At 63.2% G+C, this 17,756-nt stretch carries 16 protein-coding genes; 3 read left to right on the top strand and 13 right to left on the bottom strand.

Annotated elements, in window-relative coordinates; genetic code table 11:
- The 3 genes from BLV60_RS15620 to BLV60_RS15610 all read right to left on the bottom strand — a co-directional run bounded on the left by BLV60_RS15620 (window position 1) and on the right by BLV60_RS15610 (window position 3,766).
- Complete coding sequence (locus BLV60_RS15620; RefSeq protein ID WP_093056056.1) at window positions 1–1,224, bottom strand: efflux RND transporter periplasmic adaptor subunit; 1,224 nt, start codon at window positions 1,222–1,224, stop codon at window positions 1–3.
- Window positions 1,221–2,714: an efflux transporter outer membrane subunit gene (locus tag BLV60_RS15615; protein ID WP_371127375.1), complete on the bottom strand. Its 1,494-nt coding sequence runs from the start codon at window positions 2,712–2,714 to the stop codon at window positions 1,221–1,223. The genes BLV60_RS15620 and BLV60_RS15615 overlap by 4 nt, the downstream gene beginning before the upstream one ends.
- Before the next feature lie 146 nt (window positions 2,715–2,860).
- Window positions 2,861–3,766, bottom strand: coding sequence for a LysR family transcriptional regulator (locus BLV60_RS15610; RefSeq protein ID WP_093056052.1), 906 nt, complete (start codon window positions 3,764–3,766; stop codon window positions 2,861–2,863).
- A gap of 147 nt (window positions 3,767–3,913) precedes the next feature.
- On the opposite strand from BLV60_RS15610, the gene BLV60_RS15605 reads away from it, so the two are divergent.
- Window positions 3,914–4,117, top strand: a complete 204-nt coding sequence (locus BLV60_RS15605; protein ID WP_093056050.1) for a tautomerase family protein — start codon at window positions 3,914–3,916, stop codon at window positions 4,115–4,117.
- 16 nt (window positions 4,118–4,133) lie between these two features.
- The gene (locus tag BLV60_RS15600; protein WP_093056048.1) at window positions 4,134–5,132 is read left to right on the top strand and encodes an alpha/beta fold hydrolase; all 999 of its coding nucleotides are present in this window, start codon (window positions 4,134–4,136) and stop codon (window positions 5,130–5,132) included.
- 46 nt (window positions 5,133–5,178) lie between these two features.
- Here the strand turns inward: BLV60_RS15600 and maiA are convergent, their stop codons facing one another.
- The 8 genes from maiA to BLV60_RS15560 all read right to left on the bottom strand — a co-directional run bounded on the left by maiA (window position 5,179) and on the right by BLV60_RS15560 (window position 12,611).
- Window positions 5,179–5,817: a maleylacetoacetate isomerase gene (maiA, locus tag BLV60_RS15595; protein ID WP_093056382.1), complete on the bottom strand. Its 639-nt coding sequence runs from the start codon at window positions 5,815–5,817 to the stop codon at window positions 5,179–5,181.
- A gap of 70 nt (window positions 5,818–5,887) precedes the next feature.
- Entirely contained in the window at window positions 5,888–6,601 is a 714-nt protein-coding gene (locus BLV60_RS15590) for an ABC transporter ATP-binding protein (RefSeq protein WP_093056046.1), read from the bottom strand.
- Entirely contained in the window at window positions 6,598–7,356 is a 759-nt protein-coding gene (locus BLV60_RS15585) for an ABC transporter ATP-binding protein (protein WP_093056044.1), read from the bottom strand. Before BLV60_RS15585 ends, BLV60_RS15590 begins: the two co-directional genes overlap by 4 nt.
- Window positions 7,353–8,381 carry a branched-chain amino acid ABC transporter permease gene (locus BLV60_RS15580; RefSeq protein ID WP_093056042.1) on the bottom strand — a complete coding sequence of 343 codons (1,029 nt, stop codon included), beginning with the start codon at window positions 8,379–8,381 and terminating at the stop codon, window positions 7,353–7,355. The genes BLV60_RS15585 and BLV60_RS15580 overlap by 4 nt, the downstream gene beginning before the upstream one ends.
- Before the next feature lie 4 nt (window positions 8,382–8,385).
- Window positions 8,386–9,303, bottom strand: coding sequence for a branched-chain amino acid ABC transporter permease (locus BLV60_RS15575; protein WP_093056040.1), 918 nt, complete (start codon window positions 9,301–9,303; stop codon window positions 8,386–8,388).
- A 4-nt stretch (window positions 9,304–9,307) separates the two neighbouring features.
- Window positions 9,308–10,486, bottom strand: a complete 1,179-nt coding sequence (locus tag BLV60_RS15570) for an ABC transporter substrate-binding protein (protein WP_093056037.1) — start codon at window positions 10,484–10,486, stop codon at window positions 9,308–9,310.
- Window positions 10,487–10,963: 477 nt separating this feature from the next.
- Window positions 10,964–11,941, bottom strand: coding sequence for a zinc-binding alcohol dehydrogenase family protein (locus tag BLV60_RS15565; protein WP_093056381.1), 978 nt, complete (start codon window positions 11,939–11,941; stop codon window positions 10,964–10,966).
- Window positions 11,942–11,963: 22 nt separating this feature from the next.
- Complete coding sequence (locus BLV60_RS15560) at window positions 11,964–12,611, bottom strand: TetR/AcrR family transcriptional regulator (protein WP_093056035.1); 648 nt, start codon at window positions 12,609–12,611, stop codon at window positions 11,964–11,966.
- An 87-nt stretch (window positions 12,612–12,698) separates the two neighbouring features.
- Between BLV60_RS15560 and BLV60_RS15555 the strand changes: the two genes are divergently transcribed.
- Complete coding sequence (locus BLV60_RS15555) at window positions 12,699–14,282, top strand: MFS transporter (protein WP_093056033.1); 1,584 nt, start codon at window positions 12,699–12,701, stop codon at window positions 14,280–14,282.
- A 56-nt stretch (window positions 14,283–14,338) separates the two neighbouring features.
- Here BLV60_RS15555 and BLV60_RS15550 read toward each other — a convergent pair whose 3' ends face one another.
- Window positions 14,339–15,790, bottom strand: a complete 1,452-nt coding sequence (locus BLV60_RS15550) for an aldehyde dehydrogenase (RefSeq protein ID WP_093056031.1) — start codon at window positions 15,788–15,790, stop codon at window positions 14,339–14,341.
- A 66-nt stretch (window positions 15,791–15,856) separates the two neighbouring features.
- Window positions 15,857–17,605 (bottom strand): GMC family oxidoreductase, encoded by a 1,749-nt coding sequence (locus BLV60_RS15545; protein ID WP_093056029.1) that lies wholly within the window; start codon window positions 17,603–17,605, stop codon window positions 15,857–15,859.
- Window positions 17,606–17,756: the final 151 nt, after the last annotated feature.

Raw genomic sequence — 17,756 nt, 5'->3', positions numbered from 1 at the left:
TCAACCCTTTCGCGATGTCAGCGCCGCCAACGGTGCGGTGACTGATGGACTGGCGACGCGCACGGTATCGCCATCGTTGAGGAGGCCAGCGCCCTGTGCAACAACGCGATCGCCTTGCGCGAGGTTTTGCAGAATTTCGATTTCCGTGCCACGTCGACGTCCGGTCGTCACGGCCTGCGCACGCACCTTGAGCGTGGCCCCGGTCCCAATCAACCTGAAAACGAAACTGCGACCGTCGCGGATCACCACGCTCGACGCTGGCACCACCAACGCATCGCTCGGCGCCAGTGCGATGTGACCGCTGGCGTACATGCCGCCGCGTGCAGTGCTGCCAGGGGCAATGTCCGCATACACGACGCCGAGTCGCGAACGCTCGTCAAGCAGGGGCGCGATCTGACGAATGCGCGCCTGGGCGGAGCCTCCGTCGGGTAGCGCGAGCGAAATCGACTGCCCCAAGCTCACGGCTGCGATCTGCCTGGCCGTGAGCTCGCCGCGCCATTCGAGCCTGCTTTGCCGCACCAGCCGGAAGAGCTCCTGCCCGCTGCTCGCCACCGCCCCAAGGGTGGCGGAGCGCGCGCTGATTTCACCATCGTCAGGGGCGATGACATCTGCGTGGCGCAGCTGCAGTCGTTTGGAGTTCAATTGCGCGCGAGCCGAATCGACCTGCGCTCGCGCAGTCGCGGCTTGCGTGACGTACTGAAGGATCTCCTGCTCGCTGATTCCCCCACTGCCCTTGAGTTGAAGGGCGCGTTCGCGGTTCGCATCGGCCTGCGCGGCGAGACTTTCGGCTTGCGCAACGCCGGCGAGAAGTTGCGCTTCATCCGCGCGCAGCATGGCGGCGTCGAAGCGCGCGAGGAGCTGGCCGCGTCGTACGACGTCGCCCACGCCGACATGCAGTTCTGCAATCCGCAGCCCCGAAGTCTGGGAGCCGACGACAGCTTCCTGCCATGGCGCAATCGCGCCAGTGGCATCCAGCGTGGTGGGCCATTCGGTCGTGCGCGCGAGGGCTTCCGTTACCGTCAATGCAGAGGCGGTCGGTGCCGCGGGGAGCGGCGAATGGCGTTCCCGAAGGCCCCACACGGCAAATGCGATGGACAGCACGGCGATCGTGGATGTGGCAACAACCCACACAAGGCGTCGGCCCGAACGTAGAGCAGGGCGCGGGGCATGCTTTGCGGGCTGGAGCGTGACCAGTTCGGTGTTGTCGTACTCGTTCGAGTTCATGAAGAGAGAGCGGTTTCGGTGACGGCGGCATTGCCTGAAGCTCGCACGAGGCTGATCCAGGCTTGGCCGCTGTCCTGTGCGGCAGTGATTGCGCTGTCCTGCGCTGCCGCGAACTGGCGTCGTGCGTCCTCAAGCTCGAAGAGGCTCACGGCGCCAGCGCGCCAACGCGCTTCTGTGGCTTCGAGAACCAGCCGAGCGGCGACCACCGCCTCATGGGTGGTGAGACGGCGTTCATCGGACGAGGCGACCGCCGCCAAGGCGTCTTCGGTTTCCTGAGCCGCCGAGCGCACGGCGATGCGCAAGGCCGCGACTGCGCCTCGGTAGCGGGCCTCTGTCGCTGCCACGTTGGCCGCACCGCGTCCGCCGTCGAACAAACTTCCCACGAGAGCGGGACCTGCTGACCAGGCTGTGTAGTCGAGCGTGGTGCCGGCCGCGTGAAGCCATTGGCCGCTCAATGCCGCTGAAAGGTCCAGTCGCGGAAGGCGTTCTGCCCGTGCCACGCCAATCTCCGCCCAGGCAGCGGCGACTTCGCGCTCGGCACTCACCACGCTGGGATGTGCCGCAAGCACCTCGGCTGGCAAGGACAACCGCGCGCGCGGTGCGACTGGCATCACCGAGTCGATCCCAAACCGGGTGTCTCTGCCGATTGCAGCGGGAAGCGATGCTGACAACGGGACGAAAACAAGTGCGCGAACGGTGTCGAGTGGCTGTCCACTCAGTGCCACCAGTGCATTGGCACTGCGGGCGCATTCCTGCCGCCGAGCGGCAAGGCTTGTGCGTGCGGTGGCCAGTCCGCTGATTGCGCGCGCTTCTTCGATGGGTGCGACAAATCCGGTGGTGACGCGGCGACGGGTAAGTTGAAGCGTTTTCTCGCGCGAATCGATGTCTTCGGCCAGCACCATGCTGGAAAACTCGCAGGCCCGCAACGCCAGCACCTGGCTTGCGATCTGCGAAGTCAGCGAAAGGTGGGCCGCGCGGGCATCGGCATCCCGGGCGTCGAGCTTGCGCTCACTGGCCTCCACCGAGTTGCGGATGCGGCCGAAGAGGTCAAGCTCCCAACTGGGGCCGATGCCGACGGAGGTCGCTGTGGTCGTGCGTGTGCTTGCATCGCTGCTGTCGGTGTTCAGGCTGCGGCTGCGCGTGCTGCCGGCGTTGACGCTCAAAGTCGGCAAGCGCTGTGCGCTGGAAACGCCCAACTGAGCCCTGGCTTCATCGACATGTGCCATGGCTTGAGCGAGGGTCGGGTTGTCGGCCAGTGCTGCGCTGGTCAGCGCGTCGATGGTGGGATCGTGCAGCTGGCGCCACCACTGGACGTTCGCGGTGGCTTCGGAGGGGGCCTCCTGCTGCATTGCGGACCAGGCTGTCGGTGCTGAGATGGCGTCGGCCGCATACGGCGGCTGCGTTGAGCAGCCAGCCATCGCGACAAGCAGTGGAATCAGAAGAGATGCTGTGAATCTCGGATTCGCGCTACGCAGCGGGTGGCGCTTCATTGCGCAGTTCAGCATGAGGTCTCCGGTCTGAAAGGCATGCGCGTGACGACATGTCTTCGCTTGCTGGAGCGGATGCTGAACGAAGGGCTTTAATAACTCTTTAGAGAAATTAAGAATTGATTAATTCGGGAGGGACCGTCTGGGCGTCAACCCAGCCGACCTTTGGCCGCATAGGCCAGAAGTTGATCGATCACATAGCGCACACGAGGATTCAGATGTGCCTGTTGCGGCCACACGGCATGCACCTCCACTCCCACGCCCGAGTAAGCCTGCAATACAGGTCTCAGGAGGCCGGTGCTCAACGGCTCGCGCACCAGCGAGTGAGGCAACTGGACGATCCCGAGGCCACCGATGGCGGCATCCACCATGGCCTCTCCATCGCTCAGCTGGTGTGTCGCAGGCGGAGTGAAGCGCTTTTGCGTTCCGCCATCGCTCACGAACCAGACGAGGGGGGGGCCCTTCAATGAGCCAACGATGCAGCGATGCGCACGGACGTCCGCCAGGGTCCGAGGCTCTCCGCGTGCCCGCAGATACGGTGGCGAGGCACAGATCACGCGCTCTTGTGTCACCAGATGGCGCGCAACGAGTTCGGCGCTGTCTGGGAGGGTCCCGAAGCGGATCGCCAGATCGACCCCGTCATGCAGCAGGTCGCTGGTGGCGTCCGTGAACGTGAGCGTCAGGCTCAGATCCGGGTGAGGCCGCGTGATCTCGATGAGCGCGGGCAAGAGGACCCGCCGACCGAACGCGATGGGCATGTCGATGTGCAGTCGCCCACTGAGGATCTGGTTGTCGGACGAAAGGGCCGCCTGCGCCGCAGTGATCTCGTCGATTGCCGAAGTGCAGGCGGCGAGATAGGCCTCGCCGTCGGCCGTCAGCTTCGTCAGGCGGGTGGTTCGATGGAACAGTTTGAAGCCGAGCCGGTCTTCCAGGCGGGCAATGGTCTTGCCCACCGCCGACTTCGTCAGGCTCAGCCGCTCGGCGGCTTCCGTGAATGTGCTCGATCGCGCGGCCGCCACGAAGACGGACACGCCGGACAGGGGGTCACGCTGCATGGATGTATCTTCTGAGGCTACACAGAGTGGAAAAAATGGCTAATTATGGACTTCAATTCCTCATTAGCATTGGCATTCCATGGCCGAAGCACCACGCTCACCAAGGGCGCTTGAGGTGCCGGCTTCAACTGTTTCAAGGAGCACTTAATGCCCGTCGTTCGTGTGAGTTGGTTTGAAGGCAAGGACCATGCACAAAAGGAAAAGGTCGCATCGGAAATCACGGAGAGCATCGTCCGCAATACCGGGACGGACCCGAACTACATCTATGTGATCTTCGAAGACGTCAAGGCTTCCGACTGGGCTGGTGCGGGGAAGCTCTTCGGGAAGGCGCCGGAAGAAAGCGCCGGCTGATTTTCGGAGGAAGTACATGCAAAAGACGATCGCAGGCCTCGCGCTTGCCGCGGTGTGCGGCTTGCTTTCCGTCCAGGTCAGGGCCGAACCCGCGCTGGAGGTCTTGGGCCGAGACTTCGTGTTTCCCCATCGCGTCGAAGGCGTGCCGGCGAGGCTGTCCGATTTCAAGGACCTCCAGGTCAACCACTTCGTCACCAACGACGGGGTCAAGCTGGCCTACTGGGAGGCAGGGCAGGGCAAGCCGTTGATCCTCGTGCCAGGATGGTCAGCCAATGGTGCCCAGTACATCAACGTCATGTATCTGCTTGCCAGGCACTACCGTGTCTACGTGCTGGATCCGCGCAACCAGGGGTTGTCGCAGCACGTCGACTACGGCAACCGGATCGCACGCTATTCGATGGATCTGAAGGAGTTCGGCGACCACCTCGGCGTGAAGTCGGCCGACTACGTTGGGCACTCGATGGGCGCGGCCATTCTCTGGAGCTACATCGACCTGTTCGGTACCGGCGCCATGCACAAGGCGGTCTTCGTGGACGAACCCATCTCCATCTACTCGCACAGCGATTGGTCGGAAAAGGAGCGTTCGGAAGCGGGTGGGAGCACCAGTTCGCCGGAGCGGATGGTGGCCGCCTTGACTGCGGGTGGCCCGGTCAACAAGCTCATCACGGACATGAAACCGTTCGAGCGCGCCCAGTCATTCGACTCGCCCTACTTTGCGAATTCCGAGGGCTTTGCCAGCGCCGTCATCAAGAGCGATCCACAGGCGATGGGACGGGTTCTGTTCAATCACACGGTGAGCGACTGGCGTGACGTTGTCCGCCACAAGATCGACATACCCGTTGCGATCTTCTCGGGCGACGAAAGCAACAATCTCCCCAGCCAACGCTGGGCGCGGTCGGTGATCCCGAACGCTACGCTCTACAGCTACACCTCAGCCGAGCAAGGTGATCACTTCCTGATGTTCAAGAATCCTGTCAAGTTCACCAACGATCTGCGGACTTTCCTGGTGCGTTGAGGTGTATCGGGCATCTTGCTTGTGGCCAGGCATCGCTCTGCACCACTCAAGCGGCGTCAGGTTGCGCCGACGGTTCTGCGCGCTTGAACGCCTCCAGGCTTGAACAGGCAGCATCGATGGCCTGCAGCCTGGGCCAACGACCGAGTTCGACCTTGAACCTGCGGGCGCTTTCGATCTGAGGGACAAGATACGCATCGGCCAGCGTCGGACGGTCGCCGAACGAGAAGTCACTGATGGACCCCTTGGCTGCAATCAACGCGTCGAAAGCGTCGAACCCGCTGGCGATCCAGGTGCCGCACCACTGATTGATCGCTGCTTCGTCAGCGCCGAAGCGGTGGCGGAGCGTCTCCAGAATCCGACGGTTGTTGATTGGATGAACGTCGCATCCGACGATCGCGGCCAAGGCTCTGACATGTGCGCGTTCGAGCAACCCCGAGGGGAGAAGAGGAACGTCTGGATAGCGTTCCTCCAGCCACTCGATGATCGCTGGCGATTGGGTGAGCAGGGTGTCACCGATGTCCAGTGTCGGCACCAACTGCTGGGGGTTGATGGCCGTGTAGGCTTCGCCGAGATGCTCCTCTTTGCGCAAGTCGACCGCGATCTGTTCATAGCTCAGACCTTTGAGATTCAGTGCGATGCGCAGGCGGTGTGAGGTGCCGCTTCGGAAAAAGTTGTAGAGCTTCATGGTGTTGGATATCGGGAAGGGACTTCTTCGGAGGTCTCGGATGCGCGGCGTCCGCTTCGCCGCCATCGCACTAAACCCCCATGTATTGATGAACGATCTCAGGTTGCCCGCGCAGTTCGGTGGAGCTCCCGCTCCATACGACGCGTCCCTTCTCGATCACGAAGTGACGGTCGGCGAGGTTCAACAGCGACTTGACGTTCTTGTCGATGACGATCTGCGACAGGCCGTCCTGCTTGAGTTCCGTGAGCGCGCGCCAGATCTCGTTGCGGATCAGGGGGGCCAGGCCCTCGGTGGCTTCATCGAGCACCAGCAGGCGAGGATTCGTCATCAACGCCCGGCCGATGGCCAGCATCTGCTGCTCGCCACCGGAAAGTTGCGTTCCAAGGTTGCCGCGCCTTTCCTTGAGCCGGGGAAAGAAGGCGTAGACGCGGTCCAGATCCCATTGACGAATAACGTCCTTCTTGCTTGCGCGTGCCGTGGCGACGAGGTTTTCTTCCACCGTGAGGTTGGAGAAAACCTGGCGCCCCTCGGGCACCAGAGCGAGCCCGTGCCGGGCAATGCGGTGCGAGGGCATTCGATCGACCCGGGTGCCACCGACCCAGATGTTCCCGCCCGTCACAGGCAACATGCCGAAGAGGCACTTCACCGTGGTGGAGCGACCCATGCCGTTGCGCCCGAGCAGCGTGACGACTTCGCCGGCGCCCACGTCGAAGGAAATGTCGAACAGCGCCTGCGCGTGGCCGTAGGAAGCCTTCACGCCTTTGACAGACAGAAATGTGCTCATGCTTCGGCCTCTTCTTCGCCCAGATACACAGCCCGTACCTCAGGGTGGTTGCGGATCTCGTCGGGGGTCCCGGTGAACAGGATCCTGCCGTAGACCAGGACGCTGATGCGATCGGCCAATGCGAATACCGCGTCCATGTCGTGCTCCACTAGGAGAATGGTGTACTGACGTTTGAGCCGCTGAAGCAGCGCGATCACGCTGCTGGACTCCTGCACGCTCATGCCGGCCATTGGCTCGTCGAGCAGCAGAAACTTTGGACCTGCGGCCAGGCTCATGGCGAGTTCGAGCTGCCGCTTCTCGCCGTACCCCAGATCGCCAGCGGCCACATGATGGCGGCTCCCGAGGCCGGTTGCTGCAAGGGCCTCTTCGGCCGAACGCAGAGCTCGACGATCGGCGGCCATCGGGCGCCAGAACTGGAATGCATGTCGCTTGGAGGCAAGTGCAGCAAACGTGGCGTTCTCGATCACGGTGAAGTCTTCGAACACCGAAGTGATCTGGTAGGAACGCAGCAGGCCGCGCTGCGCCCTTTCCTGGATGGGAAGGCGGGACACGTCGGCGCCGTTGAACCATACGGCGCCGGAGTCTGATGCGAGCTCACCCGAGAGCTGGTTGATCAGCGTCGTCTTGCCGGCGCCATTGGGCCCGATGATCGCGTGCAGTTCGCCTTCGCCGATGTCCAGCGATACGGCATCGGTGACGAGCAGGGCGCCATAGCGCTTGATCAGCGAATCAGTGCGAAGAACGGTTGAGGTCATGTCGTCTTCCTGGCTGTCGATGTCGCATCGATGGCTGCGTGTTCTGCAATGGGAACGGTCGTCGATACGTTGACCGGTGCGCGCGCGTCGAAGTGTTCGAGCAGGCCGACGATGCCGCGCTTGCCCAGCAGGGCGACCAGCACGATCAGTGGGCCGAAGATCACCATCCAGTGTTCCGTCACGCCTTTCAGCGCTTCTTCCAGGCCGAGGAAGACCAGGGCACCCAGGAGTGGCCCGAAGACCGACCCGAGCCCGCCGATCACCACGATCACGATCAGCTCGCCGGACACCGACCAGGCAAGCGTGCTGGGCGATGCGAACGCATTGAGGTTGGCCAGCAACAGGCCCGCGACGCCGCACAACATGCCAGAGATAACGTAGGCCAGCAACTGGTAGCGCCTGGCCGGAATGCCTGCCGCATTCACGCGCCGCAGGTTCTGCCTGGCGCCGCGAATCACCATGCCGAACGGCGCTACGCGAAGGCGCGCTAACCACCAAAGCGACAAGACGAGAACAACGAATGCGGCGATGTAGACGTTGGTGGCCGAAGAAAGATCGAACGGCCCGAAGCGGCTGCCCATCGCGATCGACAGCCCGTCATCCCCGCCATAAGCCTTCAGGCTCACGAACAGAAAATAGCCCATCTGGGCGAAGGCCAGCGTGATCATGATGAAGGCGATGCCACTTGTGCGAAGGCTGATCGCGCCTGTGACAAGCCCCACGAGGCCACACGCGACCATGCACACGAGCAGATGGACCCAGCCGCTGCCGATGCCGTGAAACGCCGCAAGGCCCACCGCATAGCTTCCCAGCCCCAGGAACAGCGAGTGACCGAAGCTCACCAGCCCACCGTAGCCCAGTGCGATGTTGAGCGCGCAGGCGGCAATGGCATAGATGATGATGCGTGCGAAGAAGGCGATGTAAAAGGTCTCGCCGGTCGCTTGCGCGACCAGGGGAACGCTTGCAAGGAGCAGTAGGACAAGCAGCGGCACCCAGACACTGGGGCGTGAGAGGAGTAATTTCATGGGATCACCTGTTGGCCGGAAAGAGCCCTTGGGGCCGCCAGGCCAGAACCACCGCCATCAGCAGGTAGACCAGCATCGAGGCCAACGCGGGACCGGCTGCGTCGGCAAAGGAGCGCTCCGTCATCTGCCTGAGGATCAGCGGCAGGAATACACGGCCCATCGTGTCGACGATGCCCACGATCAAGGCGGCATAGAAGGCCCCCGTCACCGAGCCGATACCCCCGATGACGATGACCACGAGCGTGGTGATCAGGACAGACTCGCCCATGCCCGACTGAACCGAAAGAATCGGCCCGGCCATCGCACCTGCCAGTCCTGCCAGCATGGCGCCAACGGCAAACAGCATGGCGTTGAGCAACCGTATGTTCACGCCCAGGGCCGCAACCATTGCCGGATTGACGGCACCTGCGCGGATTAGCATGCCCACTCTTGTCTTGTTGATCAGCATCCAGGAACCCACCGCGACCGCGAGTCCGACCAGGATGATCGCGAACCGATAGGAGGGATAGCTGAACCCGCCGATGTCGATGGCGCCGCTCAGGAAGTCGGGCACCTGCAGGAAGACCGGTTGCGAACCCCAGACGATGCGCACCAGCTCGTTGAAGAAGAGCACAAGTCCGAATGTGGCCAGCACATGGTCGAGGTGGTCGCGGCGATAGAGCCGCGCCACGACCGCGAGTTCGAGCACCAGGCCCAGCAGCAGCGCGCCGCCCATGGCCGCTGCAACGGCAAGACCGAACGAGCCGGTGTACTGGAAGGCGGTGGCCGCGAAGTACGCGCCCATCATGTAGAGCGATCCATGCGCCAGGTTGACGAAGCTCATGATGCCGAAGACCAGTGTCAGGCCGGCGGCCAGCAGGAATAACAGGACCCCGTACTGGAGCCCGTTGAGAAGCTGTGCGAGAACGAGCGTGCTGCTCATGAGATCACTTCTGTGCGCACTGCGTGTGATACGCGTCGACGTGCTTCGTCAATGGCGTTGCAAGCAACTTGCCGGTGATGCGCCCGCCGTCCTTCACGGTCTCGAAGGCGTAGTAGTTCTGCACCGGCATGTTGTTGTTGTTGAATGCGAAAGGGCCGCGCACCGATTTCAACTCGTCGCCGGCGGCTCGGACTGCGGCAGCCAGCGCCTTGCCGTCGCCTGGCTTGACTTTGCCGAGCGCGATGTTCAACAGGTTGGCCGCGTCGTACGCGGTGGCTGCGTATTCGCTTGGCGTGCGCTTGTACTTGGCTTCAAAGGCGGCGACGAACTTCTTGCTCTCCGGCGTGTCCAGCGCGGCGTCCCACATCGCGCCGCTGATGCTGCCGACGGCCGCATCGCGCAAGGCGGGCAATGTCGTGCCGTCCACCGTGAAGACCGAGTACAGCGGAACCTTCGTCATCAGTCCGGCCTGCGCCATCTGCTTGATGAAGTTGACCCCCATGCCACCCGGATAGAACACGAAAGCGGCATCAGGCTTGGCCGCCTGGAGTTGAGCGAGTTCGGCGGAGTAGTCCGGCTGGTTCACCTGCGTGTAGACCTCTTCAACGATCTGCCCCTTGAAGTAGCGCTTGAAGCCGCTCAGCATGTCCTTGCCGGCCTGGTAGTTCGGCGCCATCAGGTAGACCTTCTTCACACCGCGGTCCTGCGCGAACTTGCCCATCGCTTCGGCTGCACCGTCGTTCTGCCAAGCCGTCGAGAAGACATTCGCCTTGCAGCCGGCGCCAGCGACTGGCGACGGTCCTGCATTGGTCGCGATGGCCACGGTGCCGGACTCGGCAATGCGCGGCAGGCTTGCCATCATGACGTTCGAGAAGCTCAGGCCAACGATGGCGTCGACCTTGTCCTTGTCGATGAACTTGCGCACGATCTGGCCGCCGATCTCCGGCTTCAGCTGGTCGTCCTCTTTCAATACGGTGGCTGCCTGGCCGCCGAGCTTTCCGCCCAGTTGTTCGACGGCCAGCATGAAGCCATCGACCTGGTCCTGACCCACGACTGCAATGGGCCCGGAAAGCGGCGCCATGATGCCGATCGTGGCTGCGCTCGCGAGATGACCGATGCTCGCGCAGGTCAGTGCGGCGAGTGTCAGGGCAGTGCGGCGAAAAGAGGTGTTCGGTGTCGTCATGGTCGTTCTGGCGAAGCCAGGTCCTGGGTTGCGTGAGGTAGCAGGAAAGGTGGATTGCCGTTGCGTCGAAGCGAAGGCAGATGCGGCCGCGCGTAGCCGGGCCGAGCGCGATCCGTGCGCATCATTTGGGGAGATGCGCCAGGAGTGCTCAGAGGAGCTCGTGTTGGCTCAAGGAAGCTCGAAGTTCAAACTTCGATCGTCACGGGAAGGGCGTCAAGGCGTCGCGTTCAAACTGCTCGTTCGATCTGCGAGTCAGCGCGTATTGACGCTCCTGCGGCGGGCGCCGAGGCCCTATGAGAGGTGGAACCGATGCATTTTTGTCTCCGTTGTAGGCTGCTCGCTGGGCGCCTGTTCGTGGGTGCGGGTGGCGCAATCATTGCGCCACTGGAGACATAAGCCAATAGTATGTAGTGAATACAGCGCATAGATTTGGCGAATATCGCGTTCGCTTCGCTCATGGCCTGCATTCGGGGAAAGCTAGGTGAGCACGACCATCTTTCCGCTCGCCTGGTTGTTCTCCATCCTTCGATGAACCTCCACGATCTCGTCGAGGCTGCGGATCTGGTCAATGGGGACCTTTGCTGTTCCGGCGCGAACCCGGTCCAGGAAGTCCTGGAGCACAGGCGCCGGCAGGTCGCTCGCATCCCCAGAATATGCGCAAAGCCGAATGCAGCGCGGCAGGTACGCGATGGGGTAGAAGTCCCTTACGGTCCATTCGTTGGAGAGCATTCCCGTGAAGCAGACGGTGCCCCGGTTGCGGGTCGCCCGCAGGGTGTCCGGCAAGGTGGGCGTGCCTACCAACTCGAGCGCGGTGTCCACGCCCTCGCTATGCGCGAGAACCTGCGATGCGACATCGCCGTCGTCGATGAGTACGTGGTCGACGCCAGCGTCCACCAGGACCTGTCGTTTGGCTGTATTGCGTGTTGTCGCATACACGGTCATGCCGCGTTGCTTCGCCAGTACGGCGGCGGCCAGTCCCACCGAGGATGTGCCACCCCTGATCAGGATGGACTGGCCAGGTTGCACATCCAGTGCGGCCGTCAAAGAGCCATAAGCGGTCTGAAGCATCTCCGGTATGGCCCCCAACGTGCTCCACGGAAGATCGCTCCGGAAGGCAATCGCCTGGCTTACCGGCACGCAGGTGTACTCCGCGTAGCCGCCGTCGTACGTGCGTCCCATGTTCCCCATCATCGCCGCCACCTGTTGACCTGATTGAAGCTCCCCGCCGGGGCAGGCTTCGACTACGCCGCAGGCTTCGATACCCAGTACGCGCGGAAAAGTAACGCCTTCGGCGAGGCCCAGCCTGGTGTGCAACTCCGACCGGTTGATGCCGAAAGCGCGAACGCGAATCAGCACCTCGCCTCGCCGAGGAACCGGCACCGGCAATTGGCGAATGCGAAGCGCCTCGGGAGGGCCCGGGGCATCCAGAACCACGGCTTTCATCATCGGTTTCATCGGCATCTCCGTGCAGCATTCATCAGGCTGCGTAACCCTTCAGGAAAACTTCGACACAAGCCGCGCAGTAGCGCCTTGTCTGTGCGCCTGTTCGTCGGCACTGCAGGCCAAGAATTAGTCGAAGCTGTTCGTTTCCGCGAACCATCGCGGCGAACTGTTCGGCCGCATCCTGTGCATGAGCAATTCTGAGGCTGCGAACGCGATCACAGGCCCTCAGGTATTTGATGAGCGTCGTGATCACTGCCTCCGGACCGCTCTCCAGGAAGCTGGTCGAGAGGTCGACATTGCGGGCTCCGGACGCATTGAGCATCCGGACGTGTTGGATCACTGCCGCATCCGTGATCAGACCCAGATAGCTCTGTGCAACGCGAAGCAGTGCTTCTCGCGGATTGCCCGGATCCAGCGACGCGATGTCCAGGTCCAGCGCCTGGCGCACCGGCTCGTTCACGGTCGCGTTGAACAGGGCTTCCTTGGACGGAAAGTACTTGTAGAGAGTGACTTTCGAGACTCCCGACGCTTCGGCAATGCCGTCCATGCTGGAGCCTTCGAGCCCGAGTTGGGCGAACTGCTCACGGGCGGCAGAGAGCATCCGGTCAAGGCGGGCGGGGTCGCGCGGTCGGCCTCTCGGCCGCGCAGACAACCGTGTCGTGGGTGGGGGAATGCTGCTCATGCCGAATCCTGTTTATTTGTTTACTGTACTGTTCAGTAAATAAATTTATATTCTACGCGCTGCCGACCATGCGGCGCTCGCCCAGCGATGAAGCAATCGACGAGTTCCACCATTCGAGGCGCCCAGGGGCTTCTCTCGCGCCATGCCCTGCTGCTCATGCTGGTCTTCTGTCTCACAACGACGGACTTCCTTCAAAGCACCATCGTGGCGATCAACGCCGCCGCGATCATCGGAGATCTGGGCGCAAGTCCCGAGGAGTTCAGTCTTGCCGCAACCATGTATGCGCTGGTGGCTGTCGGTGCGATCTACAAGCAGCGTTGGCTTGTCGAGCGCCTGGGCTGGCGGCTGTTCACGCAGGTCTCCATAGCGATCTTCGTCGCGGGTCTGCTGGTCAGCTCGACCGGCCGCTCCATGGTGCAGTTCGTCGTCGGGCGGGTGTTGATGGCCGCAGGCGGCGCGACGTTCGTGACGGTGGCAAGAGTCATCGTTAATCACATCCCCCCGTCTGCGCGGCGCTTCGACGGCGTGAGGTTTTTCGCCTACGGTCTTGTTGCGGGCAGTGTGCTTGGGCCCCTGGTTGCCGTCATGGCGCTCGATCACGGGTCATGGCGGTATGCGTTCTGGATACTGGGTGTGCCGGCGGTGGCGATGGCCGCCCTCGCTACCGTGGTGCTGCCCGAGGAGTCGGCGCCGGCCGAACTCCGCTCCGAAGCACATCCGACCGGCCTGCTTCTTCTGATGCTCGGTACCTTCGCGCTGCTTCACGCGCTGCAGCGGTCCAGCTATGACTGGTTCCCCGATCGCTCGACGATCCTTGCATGGATCCTGCTGGCCATCGCCCTGCTCGCGATCTACGCATTCAGGGAGCGGCGGCGGCACCGGGCGCCGCTTCTACTTGCGCGGCTGGGTCACGGTCGCTACCTGCTGGGAGTCGCGGCGTTCACCGTCGCGTACATGGTCATGGCCGGCGATAACTATGTCGTTCCGCTTCTCATCAGGCAGGGCCTGGGCCTGCCGCTGCAGACCGTGGGGTCGTTGCTCGCCACGGGAGCTGCAACAGGTGTCGTTACCTGGTTCTTCATGGCTCACCTGATGAAGCGCCATGCGCTGTCGACGCCCTTCTATGCACTGGGTTTCACGTGCCTCGCGCTCTACGGCACATTGCTGGCGCGTCTGACACCGCAGGTGCACCCATGGCTGCACATCGCACCGGTCCTCATGTTGCATGGCATGTTCGTGATCCTCGTGCTCGCGACGACGGCGGTGCAGACCTACCGCAACGTTCAGCACGACGAGGCTGTCTTTTCGACTGCCAACCAAGTCAAGAACATGTTGGGTCAGTTCGGCACGGCCGCAGGCATTGCGCTGGCCACGCTGGTGACGCAGTGGCGCACCGCCTGGCACTACGACCAGTTTGCTCAGGACATCGTGCGAGGGCGGCCCGGGGTGGATGAAATGCTTGCGCAGCTCACCACCCACTTTGCCGCCACGGATGCACCGCTTCTTGCGGCGCAACGCGCGCTGGGCTACCTGCAACAGCAGGTGGCTGTGCAATCGACCTTCGTGGCGACGACGGACTATTTCTGGGGCATATCCGCGCTGGGCCTGCTCTGCCTCCTGCTCGTGGCCATCGAATGGGGAGTTCGACGACCCGCGAAACAGGTGGCTTGAGCAGGCCGTTGGTCAGCAATGACGGCTGGGAGCACCCATCGTGCCTTGCATGAACCTCAGATCGGATACTGCTGTCCGGATGGCTCGATGGTGATCCACTTCAGCTCGGTGAATTCATCGATGACCGCGCGTCCGTCGAAGCGGCCATAGCCGCTGTGCTTGGTTCCGCCGTAGGGCGCCTGTGCTTCGTTCTGAACCGTAGCGCCGTTCACGTGGCACGCCCCGGTGTCGATCTGCATCGCAACATTCAGGGCACGCATGACGTCCTTGCAGAAGACGGCCGCCGAGAGCCCGTAGGCCGTGTCGTTGGCCACGGTCGCGGCCTCCTGGTCGCCGTTGACGCGAACGATGGTCGTGACTGGCCCGAAGGTTTCCTCGTCGTAGATCTTCATGTCGCGGGTGACGTGATCGACGATGGTTGCCGGCATCGACGCGCCTTCGGCACGGCCGCCGCACGCCAGCTTTGCGCCTTTGGCGACGGCGTCTTCGAGCAGTGAATTGAGTCGCGGGCCGGAGTCTTTGGACACCATGGGGCCGATCACGCATTGCGGGTTCTTCATCGGGTCGCCCGCCGGCAATTCCTTCGCGCGTGCGGCGAACTTCGCGACAAATTCATCGGCAATCGATTCATCGACGACGATCCGTTCGGTGGACATGCAGATCTGGCCTTGGTAGAGGAACGATCCGAACACGGCTGCGTTCACCGCATCGTCGATGTTCGCGTCCTTCAGGATCACCAGCGGCGACTTCCCGCCGAGCTCCAGCAGGCAGCGCTTCAGATGCACGGCGGCCTTTTGCGCAATGATGCGGCCGACACGCGTCGAGCCGGTGAAGTTCACGCGTCGCACAGCCTTGTGGGCAATCAGCGCATCGATCACCTCCGGTGCGTCCTGGGGCGCATTGGTCAGGAAGTTGAGCACGCCAGGCGGGAGCCCTGCATCGACTAGCGCCTCTGCCACCAGCATGTGGGTGCGCGGGCTGGCTTCGGATGCCCGGAACACCACGGTGTTGCCGCACATCAGCGGGTAGGCGATGGCCCGGGCGGCCAGCACCACCGGACCGTTCCACGGCACGATGCTCAGGATCACGCCCACGGGCTGGCGCACGGTCATCGACAACGCGCCGGGCTTGTCGGTCGGGATGGTCTCGCCCTGGATCTGCGTGGTCATCGACGCGGCCTCGCGAAACGCGGTTGCAGCCAGGACGACGTTGAAGCCCGCCCAGAGTGCGGCAGCGCCCACTTCGGCCGCCATGGCTTCGATGAAATCCGGCATCCTCGCTTCCAGCGCGTCGGCCGCCTTCAGCAGGATGCGGCGGCGCTCCGACGGCGAGCTGTGTCGCCACGATTGAAACGCGATGCTGGCCGAGTCCGCGGCCGCAATGGCATCGGCCACGTCGCCCGCGGCAGCGCGGGTGACGATGTCGCCGCTGGTCGGATGCCGGCGCTCGAAGATGGCGTTTCCATGGGCGGCACGCTTCTGGTTGTCGATGAGCAGTTGTGTTTGCATGAGAGTCTTCCGTCGATGGGGTTTTGAATGAAAAGGGATGAGTGAGGTCGGTGAGGGAGCGGGTGTTCAGGCTTTCGGGCGCAGGAGCTCCGCCATGCGTTCGCCGATCAGCGCGCAAGTCGCCATGGTTGCAACCGCCGGGATGGTCGGCATGATCGAGCTGTCCGCGATTCGCAGGTTCTGCACACCGTTCACGCGCAACCTGGCATCGACCACGGCTTTTGCATCCTTGCCCATGCGGCAGGTGCCGACCTGATGGAAATAGGTTGTTGCGCCGTTGCGCACGAAGTCTTCCATCGCCTTGCCCGACAGCTGCTCGCCCGGTGCGACCTCGCGCTTCACGAAATCGCGCATGGCCGCCGAATTGCCGATCTCCCTGCACACCTCGATGCCGTGCGCCAGCGCCTTGACGTCGTCGGGGTGGCTGAGAAAGCGCGCATCGACGATCGGACGGTCAGCCGGATTTGCCGAGCGAAGCCGGATCTCGCCGCGGCTCTTGGGGGCCACGAGGCCTGCGCACAGGGCCCAGCTGCTTGGCGGCGGGGAAAACTGCTTGCCGACGACGTCGCTGGCATAGGGCAGCTCGATCTGTACGAGATTCAAGTCCGGCGTGTTCAGGCCAGCGTGACTCTTGAGGAAGCCCGACACGTTGGCGGCGCTGTTGCGATGCGGAACCTGCTCCTTCGGCTCCCAGATGCAGCCGCCATGCAGCAGGTGGTCGTGGAAGTTCTGCCCCACATCCGGCGAATGCGCCACGGTCTGGATGCCGTGTGCGCGCAACTGCGCCTCGTCGCCGATGCCACTGAGCATGAGCAGCTTTGGCGTGTTGATCCCGCCCGCGCTCAGGATGACTTCGGACTTCGCCTGGATGCGAACAGGCCCAGCGTTGTCGCGCGTGAGTTCCACGCCCGTGACGCGAGTGCCACTGAACGTCAGGCGGTTGACGTGCGCCTTGACGAGGACCGTGACGTTCTTTCGCCCGAGGACGGGGTAAAGGTACGAACGCGCCATGCTTTGCCGGCGCCCGTTGCGGATGATCTGGTTCATCAACGCGAAGCCGCCGGCTCCGACTTCCCGGGCGCCGTTCAGGTCGTCCAGGATGGGCATGCCGAGCGAGCGGCATGCCGCCAGCATGCCCAGCGCGACGGGCGGCGGATCGAATGCGGGCTGGACCCACACCGGCCCGCCTTTGCCGCGGTAGTGTCTGTCGGCCTTGCCCTGCCAGTTCTCCATCCGGCGATAGATACCCAGGCCGTGCTCATAGCCCCAGGCAGCGTCACCGCTCTGCGCAGCCCAGTGTTCGAGGTCATTGCGAAAGGGCCGCGCCCAGATGGTTGCGTTAATGCTGCTACCGCCGCCAACCACCTTGCCCATGTGCTCGGGAATGGCCCGACCGTTTGTGCTGGACGAGGGCAGTGCGACGTCCTTCCAGTCGAGTTCGGTCCCCAGGTTGGTGAACCACAGCCGCGGGTCCATGACGGAGGGTGCGGTATCCCAATCGCCCGCTTCGATCACAAGGATGCTCGCGCTTGTCTTTGCCGCCAGACGGCCGACGAGTGCGGAGCCGGCGCTGCCGGTCCCGACGACGATGTAGTCGTAGGCAGGCAGCAACGAGGCGGTTCGCTCGGCCTGATTGGCTCGCGCGGCATCCAGCTCGTCGGCGAGCGAATGCAGGCTCGTCGTGGCGATGCCTGCCGCGGCGGCTGCTCGCAGGAAGCCTCGTCGATCGAGCCGTCCGGCGATCAATGCACGTTCCAATCGGTCCAGCTTGTCGTCGTTGTCTTTGTCGTTCTGGGAATGCGGAGAGAGTCGCATGGCGTATCCACCTCGGGTTGGGAGAAAAATGCTCGTTCGATACCGCCCCGGACGAAGGCCGAAGTCGTATCGGAGGGGGAAGGTAATTCACCGCATACGGTGACCGAAGCATCGGGAAAACCCGGTCGATGCGGGTGTTCCGTTTCGGAAC

Source organism: Variovorax sp. YR634 (genome assembly GCF_900106655.1).
Lineage (GTDB): Bacteria > Pseudomonadota > Gammaproteobacteria > Burkholderiales > Burkholderiaceae_C > Variovorax.
This window is presented reverse-complemented; position numbering and strand designations above follow the sequence as displayed.